Origin of the sequence: Pseudovibrio japonicus, assembly GCF_014651595.1 — a bacterium.
Lineage (GTDB): Bacteria > Pseudomonadota > Alphaproteobacteria > Rhizobiales > Stappiaceae > Pseudovibrio > Pseudovibrio japonicus.
Genome location: NZ_BMXE01000008.1, coordinates 225783 through 244384, shown reverse-complemented (window position 1 = coordinate 244384; position 18602 = coordinate 225783). Strand labels below are relative to the sequence as shown.

13 protein-coding genes and 1 riboswitch are annotated in these 18602 nt (G+C 54.0%); of the genes, 6 read left to right on the top strand and 7 right to left on the bottom strand.

Annotation, left to right across the window (positions count from 1 at the left end; all coding sequences use genetic code 11):
• Positions 1 to 231 precede the first annotated feature (231 nt).
• The 5 genes from IE076_RS19540 to IE076_RS19520 form a co-directional block, all read right to left on the bottom strand.
• Positions 232 to 1644, bottom strand: coding sequence for a 3'-5' exonuclease (locus IE076_RS19540; RefSeq protein WP_189438465.1), 1413 nt, complete (start codon positions 1642 to 1644; stop codon positions 232 to 234).
• Entirely contained in the window at positions 1644 to 2165 is a 522-nt protein-coding gene (locus IE076_RS19535; protein ID WP_189438464.1) for a hypothetical protein, read from the bottom strand. Before IE076_RS19535 ends, IE076_RS19540 begins: the two co-directional genes overlap by 1 nt.
• 61 nt (positions 2166 to 2226) lie before the next feature.
• The gene (locus tag IE076_RS19530; RefSeq protein ID WP_189438463.1) at positions 2227 to 4056 is read right to left on the bottom strand and encodes a DUF294 nucleotidyltransferase-like domain-containing protein; all 1830 of its coding nucleotides are present in this window, start codon (positions 4054 to 4056) and stop codon (positions 2227 to 2229) included.
• Positions 4057 to 4160: 104 nt separating this feature from the next.
• Positions 4161 to 5948 (bottom strand): sodium:solute symporter family protein, encoded by a 1788-nt coding sequence (locus IE076_RS19525; RefSeq protein ID WP_189438462.1) that lies wholly within the window; start codon positions 5946 to 5948, stop codon positions 4161 to 4163.
• Between the two features lie 14 nt (positions 5949 to 5962).
• Entirely contained in the window at positions 5963 to 6223 is a 261-nt protein-coding gene (locus IE076_RS19520; RefSeq protein ID WP_189438461.1) for a DUF4212 domain-containing protein, read from the bottom strand.
• An 859-nt stretch (positions 6224 to 7082) separates the two neighbouring features.
• Between IE076_RS19520 and IE076_RS19515 the strand changes: the two genes are divergently transcribed.
• On the top strand, positions 7083 to 8528 hold the full coding sequence (locus IE076_RS19515; protein WP_189438460.1) for a carbon starvation CstA family protein: 1446 nt from the start codon (positions 7083 to 7085) through the stop codon (positions 8526 to 8528).
• Between the two features lie 108 nt (positions 8529 to 8636).
• Here the strand turns inward: IE076_RS19515 and cueR are convergent, their stop codons facing one another.
• Positions 8637 to 9032, bottom strand: a complete 396-nt coding sequence (gene cueR, locus IE076_RS19510) for a Cu(I)-responsive transcriptional regulator (RefSeq protein ID WP_189438495.1) — start codon at positions 9030 to 9032, stop codon at positions 8637 to 8639.
• Between the two features lie 16 nt (positions 9033 to 9048).
• Positions 9049 to 11508: a heavy metal translocating P-type ATPase gene (locus tag IE076_RS19505; protein WP_189438459.1), complete on the bottom strand. Its 2460-nt coding sequence runs from the start codon at positions 11506 to 11508 to the stop codon at positions 9049 to 9051.
• A 274-nt stretch (positions 11509 to 11782) separates the two neighbouring features.
• Between IE076_RS19505 and katG the strand changes: the two genes are divergently transcribed.
• The 5 genes from katG (at position 11783) to IE076_RS19480 (ending at position 18575) form a co-directional block, all read left to right on the top strand.
• Positions 11783 to 13960 (top strand): catalase/peroxidase HPI, encoded by a 2178-nt coding sequence (katG, locus tag IE076_RS19500; protein ID WP_189438458.1) that lies wholly within the window; start codon positions 11783 to 11785, stop codon positions 13958 to 13960.
• A 120-nt stretch (positions 13961 to 14080) separates the two neighbouring features.
• A riboswitch (TPP riboswitch) is annotated at positions 14081 to 14189 on the top strand.
• Positions 14190 to 14209: 20 nt separating this feature from the next.
• Positions 14210 to 15202 carry a thiamine ABC transporter substrate binding subunit gene (gene thiB / locus IE076_RS19495; protein ID WP_209009293.1) on the top strand — a complete coding sequence of 331 codons (993 nt, stop codon included), beginning with the start codon at positions 14210 to 14212 and terminating at the stop codon, positions 15200 to 15202.
• On the top strand, positions 15178 to 16725 hold the full coding sequence (locus IE076_RS19490; protein ID WP_189438456.1) for a thiamine/thiamine pyrophosphate ABC transporter permease ThiP: 1548 nt from the start codon (positions 15178 to 15180) through the stop codon (positions 16723 to 16725). Before thiB ends, IE076_RS19490 begins: the two co-directional genes overlap by 25 nt.
• Positions 16712 to 17404: a thiamine ABC transporter ATP-binding protein gene (locus IE076_RS19485; protein ID WP_189438455.1), complete on the top strand. Its 693-nt coding sequence runs from the start codon at positions 16712 to 16714 to the stop codon at positions 17402 to 17404. Before IE076_RS19490 ends, IE076_RS19485 begins: the two co-directional genes overlap by 14 nt.
• A 190-nt stretch (positions 17405 to 17594) precedes the next feature.
• The gene (locus tag IE076_RS19480) at positions 17595 to 18575 is read left to right on the top strand and encodes a glutathione S-transferase family protein (RefSeq protein WP_189438454.1); all 981 of its coding nucleotides are present in this window, start codon (positions 17595 to 17597) and stop codon (positions 18573 to 18575) included.
• Positions 18576 to 18602 lie beyond the last annotated feature (27 nt).

Here is an 18602-nt window from a genome sequence, read left to right as displayed (position 1 = left end):
TATACGACCATGGACCAGAAACTTGTCTGGCATTGCCCTAATCAGCGGCTCTGTCGCACAGTTCGGATGCACTTCATGATTCTGAAAACAAGGCTATTACTCTGGTTGACTGCACTGTTTTTGAGCACGAAACGTGGGCCTTTCAGCCAGTAGTCAAGCCGCACCTTCTGTATTCCACGACGTACGGCAAGCTGAGCAGGTGAGATTGAAGAGGTGCAAGAACTTAGGCGACTAATTCATGTCTTTTAGCAGTCGTCCGTATTTGCGGGTTTGGGTGGTGACTTTGCCGAAGGTGTCTAGGCTGCGGGAGGTTAGGATGGGGAGGAGTTTGCAGAGGGCTTGGGCTGTTGCCTGTGCGTCGCCAAGGGCAGTGTGGCGGAGGTTCTGTGGGATTTCGATGTCGAGGCGTGCGCAGAGAGCATCTAGTGTGTGTTCCTGCTCTGCACCGAAGACAATTGCCGATAGCAGCACCGTGTCGAGGATTGGATGATCCCAAACCTGTCCTGAGATGTGTCCGTATTTGTGCAAGAACGCCATGTCGAACGGTGCGTTATGAGCCACGATTACGGAATCGCGGGCAAAGATATGGAAGTCAGAGATTGCTGTGGCAGCATCCGGAGCCTCTGCCACCATTTCATCGGTGATCCTGTGGACCTTTGTTGATGCTGGCGGTATGCGCCGGCCCGGATTGACAAGCTGGTCTACGGTTTCACCGGGGATGATCCGCCCGTTCACGACCCGCACAGCGCCGATTTGGACTATCTCATCCTTGTTTGGCATCAACCCTGTGGTTTCAGTATCAAAGACCACAAAGCTCAGTTCCTGTAGCGAGCGCTGATCGATCGCTTTTTCAGAATTGTGCTGTGCCGCATCAAAATCGTAGATCAGCGGGCGGCGGGCTTCCGGGGCAATACGGGTGGTGGTTTCGTCGATAAGGATCATGTAGCCCGGAGACTGGCTTAGCTTTTTCAGGCGCACCTGAAAACTTAGATTACCGCGGGCGCCTTTCACATCCACGGCGATTTCCGTACGTGTTTCAGTGAGTTGGTTGTAGGCGGCGCGGACCTCTTCCTCAACAAAATAGTCAAAGATGGACGCGCCGAGACGGGGGACGTGGACCTGTCCGAGAACGTCTGCGGCTTGTCCGTCATAGAGCATGATCTTGTGCGCAGGGCTTACCAGCACGATGGCGACCGGGATCTCGGTCAGCAGTAATGCGAGTTGCGCGCGTTCCGCGGCGAGCTGGGCAGTTGCATCGGCGACCAGTTCACCGGCATCTGCGGTATTATCTATCAGGCGGCCTGTCACAGCGTAAGCTGCCGGAGCTAGATCGCCCAGATATTTTGCGCCTTCGAGATCAATGGGCGCGTCCACATCTGCATGGGCGCGTGTGCGGATGGCGGCGGAGAGTTGTTGGACGGGCTTTGCGACGTTTTCGTCAAACAACATCCAGATGGCTGCGGAGATGGCAAGGAGACCAAAAACGGAGAGGAGACCGGCCAACACAAACCCAGAACCTGCACCAGCTTCCGGAATACGGGAGTATCCGAAATAGAGCGCGGCGGCGACAACGGTACAGCTTGCAGCGGCAACACCAGCAAACAGCAGAAATATCCGAAGTCTCAGGCCGAGCCCCGCCAGCATTATCCCGCTCCACAAATTGTAGTGATAATCTGATCCCCTTCTGAGGCCGTGACCCATTGTGCTCCTGAGATGGTTCCGCCGTCTTCAAAGGTAATGCCGTCGGTCAGTGCTGCGCGGCGACTGGTTTGGCAATCTGTGAGGACTGGCAGCCTGTTCACCGGAGCCCAGCGGCCAAAGAAGTAGGCGTTTGCCAATCGCATGTCCGGTTGGTCCGGGTGCCGCTGGATTGTGGCTGTGTCGATTGCGACAAACCTTTCGGTGATTGGGTAGAGATAGGTCCACGGACGGTAGAAGGCCTTGCTTTCTACTGTCTGGGCGACAATCACTCCGTCCGGCAGCGTGTCTTTGGTGCGCTCAAACCAACTGTACTCACTTGAGATGGTGGTCAAAAGCATAGCTAGCCCGGCGGCAACCGGCGCAAACCATCTTGGCAGGCGTCCACCGAGGACATGATTGATCAGCATCACAAGACCAGCCCCGGCAATGCCTGCAACGAAGGTTGCGATCAATTCAAGAAACATGCTTTTCCTCTCCGGCCTTTATGGTCGTTCTTCATAGAACTCCAGCCTTTTTCATTATGTTCTAACTCAGCATTCCGCGGCCATGCCCGATTGCCGACTGCATTGATTTTACGACGACAAACGCATCGCGCACATGGGATCGCTCGAAGTCTGACAGGGTTGAGGGTTGCAGGAAATTGTCTGGCTGAGCGCCTTGTTTCACCAGATCTGCCTGATGCTGGATGCGGGTCTCGGCAATTAAATCATAGGCGTCCAGAAGATCTCCGGCACCAGACTTACTCAGCTGGCCAGTCTCACGGGCCTCTTCTAGGCGTGCGCGTGTATTGACGGCTCCGATCTGCCCCTGCAAGGCATAAATGCGGGCCAAATCAACCACCGGCACCACTCCGTTGTGTTTCATATCAAGTGAGTTCTTATGCTCGCCGGAGCGGATTGTTGCCAAACCGCGCAGCAAACTCAGTGGTGGAGTGTGCTTGAGTGAGTTGCTGATCATGTGCGCCACGAAGATCGAATTTCTGCTCGACGCTTCCAGTGTCTGGGCCTGCAGGTCTTCGAAGAGGCTCGTATCACCGCCAATTGGCCTGAGGTCGAACATAACCGAACTGAGCATCTGGGCTTCCGGATCAGGTGTTTTGATCCAGCCTTCGAAATAGCTCTTCCAGACGGCAAGTGGTTGGCTCCAGCGCGGGTTGGTCGCCATCATGTCACCGGGACAAAAGACGTAGCCGCTGGTGTTGAGGCCATCACAGACAAGTTGTGCCAGATCCGCAAAATAGCCTTCACGCTGCGCATCGGTGACGCGGTCATCCAAAATGAGGCAGTTATCCTGATCGCTGACACCGGTCTGTTCACGGCGTCCTTGAGAGCCGCAGGCAAGCCAGAGATAAGGCACTGGTGGCGGGCCGAGTTTTTCTTCGGCAAGTGTCAGCAGGCGGCGTGTTGCTGCATCAGCAATATCCGTGATCAGGCGTGTTACGATTTCGTGCCGACTACCAGCTGCGACCAGCTGCACCAGCAGGTTGGGTATGCGTGCTGTTGCACGCGCAATCTCATCAGCATCCCTTGCTACGGCAATTTGGCTGACCAACTCAGCAGAGCTGATTGCCTGAAAACGAGTGAGATCGGTTTGTGTTACCATTCCGACCAAACGCCCACCTTCGACAATGGGAACGTGTCCAATGCGCTGCTCCATCATGAGATGGAGCAGGTCTGACCCGATAGCTGAGGGGGTAAGTGTGATTGGGTTTGCCGTCATCACCGCTTCAATTGGTGTCTCCACCGGGAGCGCGGAGGCTAAAACTTTGAAGGACAGATCACGCAGAGTGATGATACCGATCAGCCTTCCTTCGTTATCTGTCACACAAAGCGAGGATACGCGAGCATCGCGCATTCGGGTGGCGGCATCTTGTACTGTATCTTCAGGGCGGCATGTAATCGGGTTTGGCGCCATAAAAGTTTCGACGGGTATGATGACCAGATCATTTTCACGACTGCGGGCTTTCTGAGTTCTGTCAAAGAAGCGCGCAACGGTTTGATGGGAGGCAATCAGCTCTGTCAAACGTGTATGCGGCACAACCAGAAGCGTTGTCTGGTCCCCTGCCCTTGCGGATGTGACTGCGCGTCCATCCAAAAACAAGCCTCGTTCGCCGAATGAGTTGCGTATTCCAAGGCGGCTTATGACTGCATCATTCTCATCCCGGATCTCGACTGCGCCGTCAAAGATTAGAAAGAGACCAGGTAATTCCTCTCCCAACTCATAAATGTTGGTGCCAGCTGCCCGTTCCCACACCTCTATCTGAGAGGACAAAGCCTCCAGATCACCCTCAGACAACGTGTCATAGGGGTGGACCGATTTCAGGAACCGCAGGACTTGCTCTGGTGTTAGAGGCATGGCTCCACCTTCAACTGGGAGAAAGATGTCCTGCCCAATCTAAACCGGGCAAGACAGGTTTAAGAGACTGCGGGCCACCGAAAATCAGCGGCCCGCAACTTCCATCAATGGTCCTGTGCTGCGCCTGCACCACGTGGGATGCGCACGCTTTCAACCAGATCCTTGATGACCTGCGGGGTTTCCTTGGTCATGCCGGTCACGGTGTAAGCGACAGCGAAGTTTACCGCTGCGCCGATTGCACCGAAGGATGTGGACTTGATCGTACCCAGAAGCGGGTCAGCATCAGTGAAGCTGTTGGTGTCTGGAATGAAGAACCAGCCCTTGTGCAGGAAGATATAGACAAGGGTGACGACCAAACCAGCCAGCATACCAGCCACAGCCCCGGTGTTGTTGACGCGGGTTGAGAAGATACCCATCATCAGTGCCGGGAAGATGGACGCAGCTGCAAGACCAAATGCCAGCGCCACCGTTTGTGCAGCAAAGCCTGGAGGGTTCAGACCCAGATACGTTGCCACACCGATTGCCACTGCCATTGCCAAGCGCGCAGACAGGAGTTCGCCTTTCTCCGAGATCGAAGGCTTGATTGCGCCCTTGATCAGGTCATGGCTGACCGCAGAGGAGATCGCAAGCAAGAGGCCTGCTGCGGTTGACAGCGCTGCTGCAAGACCACCAGCTGCCACCAAACCGATCACCCAACCCGGTAGGTTGGCGATTTCAGGGTTTGCCAGCACCAGAATGTCCCGGTTGAACTTTGTCAGTTCGTTGCCAGCCCAGCCTTTTTCGCTCGCCAGTGTCTCCATGTCGGCGTTTTTGTCATTGTAGTACTGGATCTTGCCATCGCCGTTCTTGTCTTCCCAGTTCAGAAGTCCTGTCTTCTGCCAGGTGTGCATCCAGTCGTATTTTGGATCCTTCTCGATCTGTTCGACAGCAACTGCCCCACCGTTGACGCCGCCGTTTGGCCACATCATCTCGGTGATGTTGAGACGTGCCATCGCACCTACCGCAGGTGCGGTGATGTAAAGCAGGGCAATGAACACCAGCGCCCAACCTGCAGACCAACGTGCATCTGACACTTTTGGCACGGTGAAGAAGCGCATGATCACGTGCGGCAGACCTGCAGTACCGATCATCAGGGACAGGGTGAAGAGCACCATGTTGAGGGTGTCGGCGTTGCTTGAGGTGTAAGAGTTAAAGCCCAGCTCAGTCACAATCTGATTGAGCTTGGTCAACAAAGGCTCACCGCTTGCAACGTCATTGCCAAACAGGCCGAGGCCCGGGACCGGATTGCCAGTCAGCTGCAAGGAGATGAAGATTGCCGGAATGGTGTAGGCGGTGATGAGTACCACATACTGAGCGACCTGCGTATAGGTCACGCCCTTCATGCCGCCAAACACTGCGTAGGCGAACACCACACATGCGCCGATCAGCAGGCCTGTTGTGTTCTCAACCTCAAGGAAGCGGCCAAACGCAACGCCAACGCCGGTCATCTGACCGATCACGTAGGTGGTGGATGCAACGATCAGACACACAACAGCAACGATACGGGCTGTCTGGCTGTAGAAGCGGTCACCGATGAACTCGGAAACGGTAAACTTGCCGAACTTGCGCAGGTATGGTGCCAGTAGCAGCGCCAGCAGAACGTAGCCGCCGGTCCAACCCATCAGGTAGGATGAGTTGTCATAGCCGGTGAAAGCGATAAGCCCAGCCATGGAAATGAATGATGCAGCAGACATCCAGTCCGCAGCGGTTGCCATGCCGTTGGTGACAGGGTGAACACCCCGACCAGCTGCATAAAATTCTGATGTGGAGCCCGCCCGAGCCCAGATCGCGATGCCGATGTAGAGAGCAAAGGAGCTGCCTACAAAGAACAAGTTAATGGTAAACTGATCCATGTTCTACGAAGCCCCTATTCTTCTTCAACGCCGTGTTCACGGTCGAGACGATTCATACGCCATGCGTAGAAAAAGATGATCGCCAGAAAGACCAGAATGGAACCTTGCTGTGCGAACCAAAAGCCCAAATCAGTTCCACCGACAGAAATGCCGCTCAACAATGGGCGCAGCAGAATGCCAAACCCGAATGAAACCAACGCCCATATGACAAGGCTGATTTTGATGATGCGCATATTGGCCGACCAATATGCGTTTTTGGATGAGTTATCAGACATTACTCTCCTCCCATTTGGGGCCGGATAGAAGTTGACCTTACGGTGCGATCCACGCCCCAAATCTCAAGCTAAATTTGCTCGTAGTGGCCAGTTCCTCCCACTGACCAGCTGGCTCTGAGACTGGTTTTTGATCTTGCTTATCGTCCAAATCCTGCTAGCCGAAGAGCACATAAGGGTGCGACTTCACCGCAAAAAGTCTTTGTTTTTAAAGGACTAGCTTGCATCTGCCTTTTGTGGTTCCCCGCAGATCCTTGCGTGCAGCTAACTGCCAGCCAAGACCTGCCCACCCTTTCAAAGAGTTTTGCGTCGTGTCCCGAAGGTCAGGATTGAGATTTTACAAGATCAAGTGACTACCCCCAATTGAGCCAGTTGCATCTATCAGTTTGTTACCAGTCGAGTGGCTGAGCAAGCCTACTTACGTCGAGAATACTTAGGTCTAATAGGCTGCGAATTTGGATGTACTTTCGACCCGACTTCTGCAACGCGACAAATACACTTGTGGTTGCAAGTCTGGCAACGAATTCAGCAGACGCGCACCTGGCTTCGTTTTGGAGCGATCACGGTAATATTGCAGTACGCAAGCCAGTCTGGATAAAAGGTGTGGAGGCCAATGAAAGCAAGTTTGCCATGTTAGGAAATTGCCCGAAGAGTCAGTAACAATATCTTGTTATTCATGAGTTATTATAAGTAGTTAGGATCAGTAATAGCTCAGATTTACCTGAAGCTTTAGCATGTTACTTAACCTCTTTTTTCTCTTAGATACTGCTAGGCAGCGCATTATCGTCGCATTGCTGATACCTGCGAATTAACCGCCTAAAAAACGGTCAAATGACACCCTGATGACTGCGGAGGAAAAAAGGTGTCCTGGTTTCTCTTAAGTATTGGCCTGTTGATTGGCGGCTACTTTACCTATGGCGTGTTTGTCGAGAAGATTTTTGGAACAAGGCCCGCTCGCCTGACCCCTGCCCATTCGCATGCAGACGGTGTCGATTACGTGCGCATGTCCACCAAGAAAGTCTATTTGATCCAGCTGCTGAATATCGCAGGTGTTGGGCCGATATTTGGCCCTATCCTTGGTGCGCTATATGGCCCGGCAGCCATGCTCTGGATTGTGTTTGGCTGCATTTTTGCGGGCGGTGTGCATGATTACTTTTCTGGCATGTTGTCCGTTCGCAACAAAGGACAGTCTGTGCCAAACCTTGCAGGTAAGTACCTTGGCAGCCATGCAAAGCATGTCTCGAATATCTTTGCAATTGTAGTTCTGCTGCTTGTAGGTGTGGTGTTTGTTTCTGCACCCGCCGGCCTGCTTAGCCGTTTGACTGGCCTTAACGTAACCATCTTTCTGGTTTGCATCTTTGCTTACTATCTGGTGGCAACCATTGTTCCTGTCGACAAGATCATTGGTCGGTTCTACCCGGTATTTGGTGCGCTGTTGTTGTTCATGTCCATCGGCCTGACAGTTGCACTGGTGGTATCCAGTGAGCATTCCATGCTTCCGGGTGTTGAAGCAGCCAACTTCTTCCAAAACCTGAACCCGAATGACATGCCGCTGTGGCCAGCTTTGTTCATCATTGTTGCTTGCGGCGCAATCTCGGGTTTCCATGCCACCCAGTCCCCACTCATGGCGCGTTGCATGGAAAACGAACATAACGGTCGCTTCGTGTTCTATGGCGCCATGATCGGTGAAGGTATTATTGCGATCATCTGGTGTGCAATCGCGCTGTCTTTCTTCGGCGGTGTTGAAGGGCTTGCCGTTGGGATGGGAGAAAACCCTGCCAACCTTGTTTATGAAGCCTCCAATGGCCTTCTGGGCGCATTTGGTGGTTTCCTCGCCATTCTTGGGGTGATTATTCTGCCAATCACCTCTGGAGACACGGCGTTCCGCTCTTCCCGCCTCATCCTTGCTGAGTACTTCCATATCCCTCAGCATCTGATTCAGGCACGGCTGCTTTTGGCTTTGCCTCTGTTCATTGGCGGTGCAATTCTCACTCAGATCGACTTTGGGATCCTGTGGCGTTACTTCGGCGTGGCCAATCAGGCGACAGCTGCCTTGATGCTGTGGACCGCTGCCGCTTACATGCTACGGCATAACAAGCTGCACTGGATCTGCACCATTCCAGCGCTCTTCATGACCACCGTTGTTGTGACCTACATTCTGAACTCCAGCGATCTTGGCCTTGATCTGCCAATGACGCTCTCCACCATCGCTGGTATGCTTACAGCACTTCTAATTCTCTCAGGCTTATGGAAGAGGATTAAAGGCAGGACGCTGGATCACGAAGACGTTCCTGAGCCCGGTGAATAGCCCACTGGTCTTCTCAGTCTCCAGAGACAAAAACAGCGCAAGGAACTCAATCCGTGCGCTGTTTTTATGATCTGGTGGTGCGATGGGGCGCCACGTTTTGCGGCTAGCTTAGTTCGTCTTCACATCACTCAGGTTGTCGAGGATCGGACAATCGGGGCGATGGTCGCCAGCACAGGCGTCTATCAGATGGGTGAGCGTATCGCGCATAGCGATAAGGTCAGTGATTTTGCGTTCAATCTCTTGGACGTGCTGTTTTGCGATGAGTTTCACATCCGAACTTCCGCGCTCTTTATCATCATAGAGTGCCAGTAAGGCCCGGCACTCTTCAATGTTGAACCCAAGGGAGCGAGCACGGCCAATGAATATCAGCTTGTGCAGTTCGGTGTCTTCAAAGATCCGGTATCCGTTTTCATTCCGTTTGGGACGAAGAAAACCAATATCCTCGTAGTACCGAATGGTTTTGGTTGGGATGCCAGAGCGTTCTGCTACTTCGCCAATATTCATCGTCATTCCGTCCATTTTAGTGTGCAGCTGTCGCTTTGATCCAGCGGAGACGCAGGGCGTTGGTCAAGACAAACACGCTTGACAGTGCCATTGCTCCTGCGGCCAGCACCGGTGAGAGAAGCGGACCTCCGAAGGGATATAACACACCTGCTGCAACTGGAATGAGCAATGTGTTGTAGCCGAAGGCCCAGAACAGGTTCTGCCGGATGTTGCGCATGGTCTGCTGAGAGATGTGGAAGGCATTGACCACACCATTCAGATCCCCTGCCATCAGGACAACGTCTGCCGCTTCAATCGCCACATCAGTACCGGTGCCGATTGCGATGCCAACGTCTGCAGCTGCAAGCGCTGGTGCATCGTTGATGCCATCACCGACGAAAGCCAGTTTACCGGAGGCGCCTTTGCGCAGGTCTTCCAGAGCACGGACCTTTCCGTCCGGAAGCACTTCGGCAACTACGGTGTCGATACCAAGCTCAGCAGCAATTGCGTCAGCTGTCTTCTGGTTATCACCGGTGATCATTGCAACCTTCAGACCCAAAGCATGAAGCGCTTTGATAGCGGCTGGTGTGGTTGGTTTGATTGGATCGGCAACGGCGATTACTGCTGCAATCTGACCATCCACGGCAGCGTACAGTGGTGTTTTGCCGTGTGTTGCCAAAGCACTTCCTTCACCAAAGAGCTTGCCCAGGGTGATGCCTTCGCGCTCCATCAACCGATCTGCACCGACCAGTACCTCATGACCGTCTACGCTTGCGCTTACGCCGAAGCCGGTTAGGGAGTCGAAGCTCTCAGGTGTTGGCAGGTCCAACCCACGTTCCTGAGCGGCTTTCACAATGGCCTTTGCAATTGGGTGCTCAGAGTTTTGCTCAACAGCAGCAATCAGTTTCAGAACATGGCTTTCTTCCATACCATCCCGCAGGATGATGTCGGTTAGTTCAGGGTGGCCAGCAGTGAGTGTGCCGGTCTTGTCCAGAGCCACAACTTTGGTTTCCTGAAGCATCTGCAACGCATCGCCTTTACGGAACAGAACACCAAGTTCTGCAGCACGACCTGTACCAACCATGATAGAAGTTGGTGTTGCGAGACCCATTGCACATGGGCAGGCAATGATGAGCACTGCAACACCGGCAACCAGAGCCAGACTAAGAGCAGGATCAGGACCAAACAGGAACCAGACAGCCATTGTGATGAGTGCAATGGTGATTACAGCTGGAACAAACCACGCGGTGATCTTATCAACCAGACCCTGAATAGGCAGCTTTGCACCCTGAGCCTGCTCCACCATCTGAATGATCTGCGAGAGCACAGTGTCGTTTCCGACTTTGCCCGCACGAATGCTGAGGGCTCCGGTGCCGTTGATGGTTGCGCCGACAACCTCATCTCCAGATGCCTTCTCGACCGGAATTGGCTCACCGGTGATCATGCTTTCGTCCACAAATGAGGAGCCGGAGATCACTGTGCCATCAACTGCGATCTTCTCACCTGGACGCACCTGGATTTCATCGCCAACAACGATCTCTTCGATTGGAACTTCAACGGTTGTACCATTGCGCTGGACACGCGCCGTTTTCGCCTGCATTCCAATGAGCGTTTGGATGGCTTCGCCTGTCCGTCCCTTTGCGCGGGCTTCCAAAAACCGGCCAAGCAGGATCAGGACGACGATAACAGCCGCTGCTTCATAGTACACATTCACGGTGCCAGCTGGCAGGATGTGCGGTGCAAATGTCGAGACCAGAGAAAAGACATAGGCAGCCGTTGTGCCAAGTGCTACCAGCGAGTTCATGTCTGGGGCACCCTTGAAGAGTGATGGGAACCCCTTCGTGTAGAACTGGAGACCGGGCCCGAAGAGCACGATTGTTGTGAGAACAAACTGCAGGTAGAAACTGTTCTGCATCCCAATGGTATTGGCGACGAGCGTGTGTACGCCGGGAATGAAATGGCTTCCCATTTCAATCAGAAAAACCGGCAGTGCCAATGCAGCAGAAAGCAGCACTTTGTTTTTTAGGTGACGGATTTCGTCGGCTTTGCGGTCAGCCGTTTCTGTGGGCTCGGCCTTCTCCAACGTCGCTGGATAGCCAGCAGCGGTCGACAGTTCTGCAATGGCGGCCGGTGTTATTGCCCCGGCAGCATAGCGTACGGTTGCGCTCTCGGTTGCCAGATTAACTGAGGCTTCGAGGACACCATCTCCGGCTTTCAAGGCTTTTTCTACCCGCCCAACGCAGGAGGCGCAGCTCATGTTTGCCACATCAAACGTGATGCTCTCTGAAACAGCGGGATACCCGGCCTGCTGCAGTGTATCCGCGACGTCCTTAGGGGTCAGGGTCTCGTCATAATTTACTTGTACGCTCTCCGAGGCCAGGTTGACGGAGACGTTGCTCACGCCTGAGGCACTGTTAAGAGCCTTTTCAATACGACCTACGCACGAGGCGCAATTCATGCCTTCAATTTGCATTTTAAGTGTTGAACTGTGGGACATAATTTCCCCCTTTCCTTCTCAATTGAACTCACCCTAATGCTTCCAGTCACTGGAAGGTCAAGAGAAAAATGTATAGGCTGAGAAGAAATTTTACCCCTCCGTTCTAGCTGATAAGAATTTCTTATGAATAGGTGCAGAAGATGCAATTTCACTTAATGCACTTCACAACCTACATTCATTCTAGGATTTGCTGGGATGCATCGTTTCAAGTGACCGCTTAAGGTGGACGTTACGTCAAATCCAGCAAGAGCAAAATTTGGTAATGGAGAAAGCAATGCACGGCAACGATGTCAAAAACAGCGGCGTTTGTCCGGTGGTACATGGCGCGAATACCTCGATGGAAAAGCCAGTCACCCGATGGTGGCCCAATGCTTTGAACCTCGATATTCTCCATCAACATGATGCGCGTTCCAATCCGATGGACCCGGACTTCGATTTTCATGAGGCAGTCAAGTCGCTCGACTTTGAGGGGGTTAAGGCCGATGTACGTGCACTCATGACCGAAAGTCAGGAGTGGTGGCCCGCAGATTGGGGACACTATGGCGGTCTGATGATCCGTCTTTCCTGGCACTCAGCTGGCTCTTACCGTCTGGCCGATGGCCGCGGCGGTGCCGGATCCGGCAATATCCGTTTTGCTCCCCTCAACTCATGGCCCGATAATGCGAGCTTGGACAAAGCGCGCCGCTTGTTGTGGCCGGTCAAGAAAAAATACGGCAATGCGCTTTCCTGGGCTGACCTGATCGCTTTGGCTGGCACTATTGCTTATGAATCCATGGGCCTGAAGACCTTTGGTTTTGGGTTTGGCCGTGAAGATATCTGGGGTCCGGAAATCGACACCTATTGGGGCTCTGAAAAGGAATGGCTGGCACCCAGTGAACAGCGCTACAGTGACCTTAGCGACCCCTCCACGCTAGAAAACCCACTTGCCGCAACGCACATGGGCCTGATCTATGTGAACCCTGAAGGCGTGAACGGTGTTCCTGACCCGAAGAAGACAGCCGCGCAAATTCGCGAAACCTTCAGCCGCATGGCAATGAATGATGAAGAAACTGCAGCCCTGACCTGTGGCGGGCACACGGTTGGTAAAGCCCATGGCCGTGGCGCAGTCGATAATATTGGTGATGCTCCGGAAGCAGCTCCCATGGATGAACAGGGACTTGGCTGGTCCAACCCCGGCCAGCATGGAGAAGCAACCAACGCGTTTACGTCAGGTATCGAAGGTGCTTGGACCAAGGACCCAATCGTCTTTGATATGGGCTACTTTGAAATGCTGTTTGATCATGAATGGCATCAGGTGAAGTCTCCTGCCGGAGCCTGTCAGTGGGAGCCGGTCAGAATTAAAGAGGAAGACAAACCTGTCGATCCCACCGACCCCTCCATTCGTCATAACCCAATGATGACTGATGCGGATATGGCGATGAAGGTTGACCCGATCTACAACGAGTACTGCCAGAAGTTCCGGGCAGACCCAGAGTACTTTAAAGATACCTTCGCTCGGGCATGGTTCAAGCTGACCCACCGCGATATGGGACCGAAGGCCAACTACATGGGTCCAGATGTTCCGAAGGAAGAGTTGATCTGGCAGGATCCGGTTCCAAAAGGCAGCACCGGCTACAATGTTGATGCTGTAAAAGCAAAAATCGCTTCCTCTGGTTTGAGCAATGAAGATCTGATCACGACAGCCTGGGACAGTGCAAGAACCTATCGTGGTTCTGACATGCGCGGCGGTGCAAACGGTGCACGTATCCGTCTTGCCCCACAGAAGGACTGGGTTGCCAATGAGCCAGAGCGTCTTGCCAAGGTTCTGGCCGTTCTTGAGCCGATTGCAGCAGAAGCTGGAGCTTCCGTGGCAGACGTGATCGTGCTTGGCGGTAATGTTGGTCTTGAGAATGCCATCAAGGCTGCTGGCTTCAAGGTAGATGTTCCGTTCACACCGGGTCGTGGTGATGCGACGGATGAGACAACGGACTCAGATTCCTTCAGCGTTCTTGAGCCATTCGCAGATGGTTTCCGTAACTGGCAGAAGCAACAATACTCTGTCAGCCCGGAAGAGATGATGCTTGACCGTGCGCAGCTGCTTGGCCTCACTGGCTGGGAAATGACTGCACTTGTGGGTGGTCTGCGTGTTCTTGGCGCTAACTTTGGCGGTTCCAAACACGGCGTCTTCACCAACCGCGAAGGCCAGTTGACCACTGACTTCTTCAGCAACCTGACCGATATGGGCAACAGCTGGCATCCGCTTGAAGATGGCACCTATGAGGTTCGTGACCGGAAAACAGGGAAGACCAAGTGGACAGCCACCAGCGCAGACCTTGTGTTCGGTTCCAACTCCATCCTGCGCGCCTATGCTGAGGTTTACGCGCAGGACGACAACCACGAAAAATTTGTACGTGACTTCGTGGCAACGTGGAACAAGGTCATGAACGCAGACCGGTTCGACCTGTCCGCATAATAGATAAGAGAAGATCAGTCCGGGCAGCCATCTGTCCGGGCTTTTCCCGTCCGTTCGTTGGGACGCTGGCTAAACCTCTGGTATATCCAGTTGCGCAACTCTCCTTTTCCAGCTAAGAACCGCTTGACCTCGGGGTGCACGCTTTTTTTCGTGCTGAGATGCTGATCCGGCAAACCCGTTGAACCTGAACCGGCTAGAACCGGCGGAGGGAAAGGTACCGGTTTCACCCATCCTTACCCTCTCGCCGCAATGGGGGATGACTTGAAACATCTGTTAATTGCTGCGGGATTACTCACTGCAACATCGGCGATGGCTGCCGAAAAGCCCCAACTGACAGTTTACACCTATGACAGCTTCGTCTCTGACTGGGGTCCAGGTCCCAAAGTGGAAGAGGCTTTTGAGGCAATTTGTGAGTGTGATCTGAAACTTGTTGGTGTCGAAGACGGCGCCGCGCTGCTCTCCCGCATTCGCCTTGAAGGTGAAAACTCTGATGCGGATGTGGTGCTGGGTCTGGATACAAACCTGATCGAGACTGCTAAGAAGACCGGCCTGTTTGCACCTCATGCGGTTGAGGCAGACTACGCACTGCCAATTGAATGGGCTGACGAGACATTTGTGCCTTACGACTGGGGCTACTTTGCCTTCGTGCACAAGGCAGGCGAAAAGGTTCCGGCCAATTTCCGCGAGCTTGCCGAGAGCGACAAGAAAATTCTGATTCAGGATCCACGCTCCTCAACTCCGGGCCTTGGTCTGCTGCTTTGGGTGAAGTCTGCTTACGGTGATGAAGCTGCTGATATCTGGGCAGATCTTTCCGATAATATCGTGACCGTTACCAAAGGCTGGTCAGAGGCTTATGGTCTTTTCCTTGATGGGGAGGCGGACATGGTGCTCAGCTACACCACCTCTCCTGCCTATCATCTGATTGCCGAGGAAGACGACAGTAAGACCAGTGCAGCCTTTGACGAAGGCCATTACATGCAGGTTGAAGTGGCGGCGAAACTTGCGGGCACTGATCAGCCTGAGCTGGCGGAACAGTTCCTGAATTTCGTGGTCTCTGATGCCTTCCAGTCGATCATTCCAACGACCAACTGGATGTATCCTGCTGTTACCCCGGCAAATGGCCTGCCTGAAGGCTTTGATCGTTTGCAGATGCCTAAAGAAGCTCTGTTCTTTGCCCCTAAAGAGGCAGTTGCAGCAAGAGGTGAGGCTCTGCCGGAATGGCTCGAAGCGCTCAGCCAGTAAGCTCGCTTCCCGGTGTTGCCGCGGCATTGCTTGTCGCGGCACTCATTCTTGGCACGTTGGCAGCCGTTGCCTTACGCGCTGAAGCGGGGCACGGCTTTTCCTCCTCTGACTGGGCAGCACTCAAGTTTACGCTCACGCAGGCCGTGCTTTCGGCGGTGATCAGTGTTGCACTTGCTGTACCCGTTGCACGGGCTCTGGCACGGCGTCGTTTTCCGGGGCGCAGCCTGTTAATTGCCTTACTTGGCGCACCTTTTATTCTTCCAGTGATCGTAGCCATTCTCGGGTTGCTTCAGGTCTTTGGCCGGTCGGGCTGGATTTCTGATGTGCTCGTTTATTTTGGTGCCTCCCCCATTCGTATTTACGGTCTGCATGGTGTTGTGCTGGCCCATGTCTTTTTTAATCTGCCTCTGGCAACCCGGCTCATTTTGCAGGGCTGGCAAGAAGTTCCTTCAGAACGTTTTCGCCTTGCCGCGCAAATGGGCTGTGATGGCTGGTCACTGTTTCGGCTAATTGAGCTTCCCATGCTTGCGCGTATTTTACCCGGTGCGCTTGCCGTGATCTTTGCCATTTGCCTGACAAGCTTTGCTGTTGCGCTTACTCTTGGCGGCGGGCCTCGGGCAACAACCATTGAGCTAGCGATTTATCAGGCTTTCACTTACGACTTTGATCTTGGGCGAGCGGCCTTGCTCTCTGCCGTGCAATTGGCGCTGACCGCAGCAGCAGCCTTTGCAGCCCTGAGGCTTTCGCGCGGAGAAGGTTTTGGGGCGGGTCTCGACAGAGCAATCCAGCGTTGGGATGGGGGCACGCCGGTCGTCGATACGATTTGGATCGTTCTGGCAGCCGTGTTCTTACTGCTCCCCTTAAGCGCTGTTGTGCTTTCCGGGATCAGTGGTCTATTCGAATTGCCGGTTATCGTTCTGAAGTCAGCCCTGATCTCGATTGGTGTCGCCTCAGCCAGCACTGTTATTTTGCTGTTGCTTGCGCTGCCGATGGCCGCTGCCGTTGCAGTACGTCGGCATGGGATGGTTGAAGTAAGCGGCATACTTGGCCTTGCCGCTTCGCCGCTTGTGATCGGGACTGGCCTTTTCATCATCATTCGCCCATGGGCAAACCCGAGTGATCTTGCGCTTCCCGTTACGGCGCTGGTGAACGCTGCCATGGCACTGCCGTTTGCGCTTCGTATTCTTGTGCCAGCCGCACGGGAGACTGTGTCACGTCATGGACGACTGGCACTCTCGCTCAATATGGAAGGCTGGGTGTTCTTTACGCGGGTCCTTATTCCTCGCATGCGCCCACAAATCGGCTTTGCGGCTGGGCTTGCAGCTGCGCTTTCCATGGGAGATCTGGGCGTGATTGCCCTGTTTGCAGATCCGGAAATTGCGACGCTGCCCTTACAGATTTATCGCCTGATGGGCGCTTATAAGATGGAAGCAGCCGCTGGTGGCGCTTTGCTGTTGTTGATGTTATCGCTGGCCCTGTTCTGGCTTTTGGACCGTGGAGGACGCTGGCATGCTGAAGCTTGACACCTGCACCATCTCAAATGGTGCATTTCACTTGCAGGCCGATTTAAGCGTGGATGCTGGCAACAGTGTTGCTGTCATCGGTCCCTCGGGAGCTGGAAAGTCCACTCTTTTGGAGGCTATTGCCGGGTTTCGCGAAATATCGGCAGGCAGTATTTACTGGCAACAGCAGGACCTGACTAAGCTGGCACCCGGCAAGCGGCCCATTGCTATGCTGTTTCAGGATGGCAATCTGTTTCCCCATTTAACGGCTGAGCAGAACGTAGCTCTTGGTTTGCACCCAAGCGGGAAACTCTCGCATACAGAGCAGGATCAGGTTCAGGCCGCGCTGGAGCGGGTTGGCCTTGCGGGTATGGGCGCACGGAAACCGGCGGAGCTGTCAGGCGGTCAGCAAAGCCGTGTGGCGCTTGCCCGCGTTCTCGTGCAGCACCGTGACCTGTTGTTGCTGGATGAGCCCTTTGCAGCACTTGGTCCGGCACTGAAGGCCGAGATGCTGGATCTGGTTGCTGAACTGGCTGCGGAAACCGGCACGACCCTCTTGATGGTCAGCCATGATCCCCAGGATGCGCGCCGCATCACCCGCCAGGCGATCCTTGTGGCAGATGGGCGGGCACACCCGCCCGCCGAGACTGAGGACCTTCTTGATAACCCACCTCCGGCACTGCGGCAGTATTTGGGGTAAGCTTATACTGGAGCCCTGTGCCGGGAAGACGTATAGTGCGCACGGAAGCGTGATTGGCGAATACAAGCGATTTCTGGTTTGGTGTCTCCTCTTGCCAGCAACGCAGGCGAGCACGGAATGCTTTCAGTACCAACCGATGCGCGTGCCTTGGTGCCACGCAGATCTTATCAAGAATAAAGAGGTTTAGGTCATGGGTTTGCTTCAGGATGGTCGCTGGGTCGACCAGTGGTATGAGACCTCATCAACGGGCGGGCGTTTTATGCGCAAGGACGCTCAGTTCCGGAACTGGATCACTCCAGATGGAGGCCCTGGGCCAGATGGCCAGAACGGCTTCAAGGCCGAAGCGGGTCGCTATCATCTTTATGTCTCCCTCGCCTGCCCATGGGCGCACAGGACCTTGATCTTCCGAATTCTCAAGGGTCTGGAGAGCAGTATCTCGGTTTCGGTGGTTCACTGGCATATGGCAGAAAACGGCTGGACCTTCGAGGAGGGCGCTGGTGTTGTGCCTGATACCGTCAACCACGCAAAGTTCCTCTATCAGGTCTACACAACAGCGCAGCCGGACTACTCAGGCCGGGTTACTGTACCGCTCCTCTGGGACAAGAAAACCAACTCTATCGTCTCAAACGAGTCTTCCGAGATCATTCGGATGTTCAACACATCGTTTGACGGCATTGGCGCGAAGCCGGGGGACTATTATCCCGAAGCTCTGCGCAGTGAGATTGATGCCCTCAATGATCGGATCTACTCCACAGTTAACAACGGTGTTTACAAAGCAGGTTTTGCTACCACACAGGCGGCCTATGAAGAGGCTGTGTACCCGCTATTTGACACGCTGGATTGGCTTGATGCCAAATTGGCTACCCAGCGCTATCTGACAGGCAACACGATCACTGAGGCTGACTGGCGTTTGTTTACAACACTGGCGCGTTTCGACCCGGTTTATGTTGGCCACTTCAAGTGCAATCTGCGGCAGATCAAGGAGTATCCGAATTTATCGGGCTATCTGCGCGACCTCTACCAGATGCCTGGCATCGCAGGGACCGTAAATATGGATCACATCAAGGATCACTACTATTCCAGTCACGGAACGATAAACCCGACAGGAATCGTTCCGGTGGGTCCGAAGATTGATTACTCCCTCCCCCACGATCGTGCAAAGCTGGGCTAAACTTCCCTGAGATTGCGACCGTCAGCG

Excerpts from the sequence above, each read along its gene's own strand:
- IE076_RS19490 (WP_189438456.1), top strand. The coding sequence starts at position 15,178 with ATGGCTCGAAGCGCTCAGCCAGTAAGCTCGCTTCCCGGTGTTGCCGCG.
- IE076_RS19535 (WP_189438464.1), bottom strand. The coding sequence starts at position 2,165 with ATGTTTCTTGAATTGATCGCAACCTTCGTTGCAGGCATTGCCGGGGCT.
- IE076_RS19520 (WP_189438461.1), bottom strand. The coding sequence starts at position 6,223 with ATGTCTGATAACTCATCCAAAAACGCATATTGGTCGGCCAATATGCGC.
- cueR (WP_189438495.1), bottom strand. The coding sequence starts at position 9,032 with ATGAATATTGGCGAAGTAGCAGAACGCTCTGGCATCCCAACCAAAACC.
- thiB (WP_209009293.1), top strand. The coding sequence starts at position 14,210 with ATGGGGGATGACTTGAAACATCTGTTAATTGCTGCGGGATTACTCACT.
- IE076_RS19525 (WP_189438462.1), bottom strand. The coding sequence starts at position 5,948 with ATGGATCAGTTTACCATTAACTTGTTCTTTGTAGGCAGCTCCTTTGCT.
- IE076_RS19530 (WP_189438463.1), bottom strand. The coding sequence starts at position 4,056 with ATGCCTCTAACACCAGAGCAAGTCCTGCGGTTCCTGAAATCGGTCCAC.
- IE076_RS19505 (WP_189438459.1), bottom strand. The coding sequence starts at position 11,508 with ATGTCCCACAGTTCAACACTTAAAATGCAAATTGAAGGCATGAATTGC.
- katG (WP_189438458.1), top strand. The coding sequence starts at position 11,783 with ATGCACGGCAACGATGTCAAAAACAGCGGCGTTTGTCCGGTGGTACAT.
- IE076_RS19480 (WP_189438454.1), top strand. The coding sequence starts at position 17,595 with ATGGGTTTGCTTCAGGATGGTCGCTGGGTCGACCAGTGGTATGAGACC.
- IE076_RS19540 (WP_189438465.1), bottom strand. The coding sequence starts at position 1,644 with ATGCTGGCGGGGCTCGGCCTGAGACTTCGGATATTTCTGCTGTTTGCT.
- IE076_RS19485 (WP_189438455.1), top strand. The coding sequence starts at position 16,712 with ATGCTGAAGCTTGACACCTGCACCATCTCAAATGGTGCATTTCACTTG.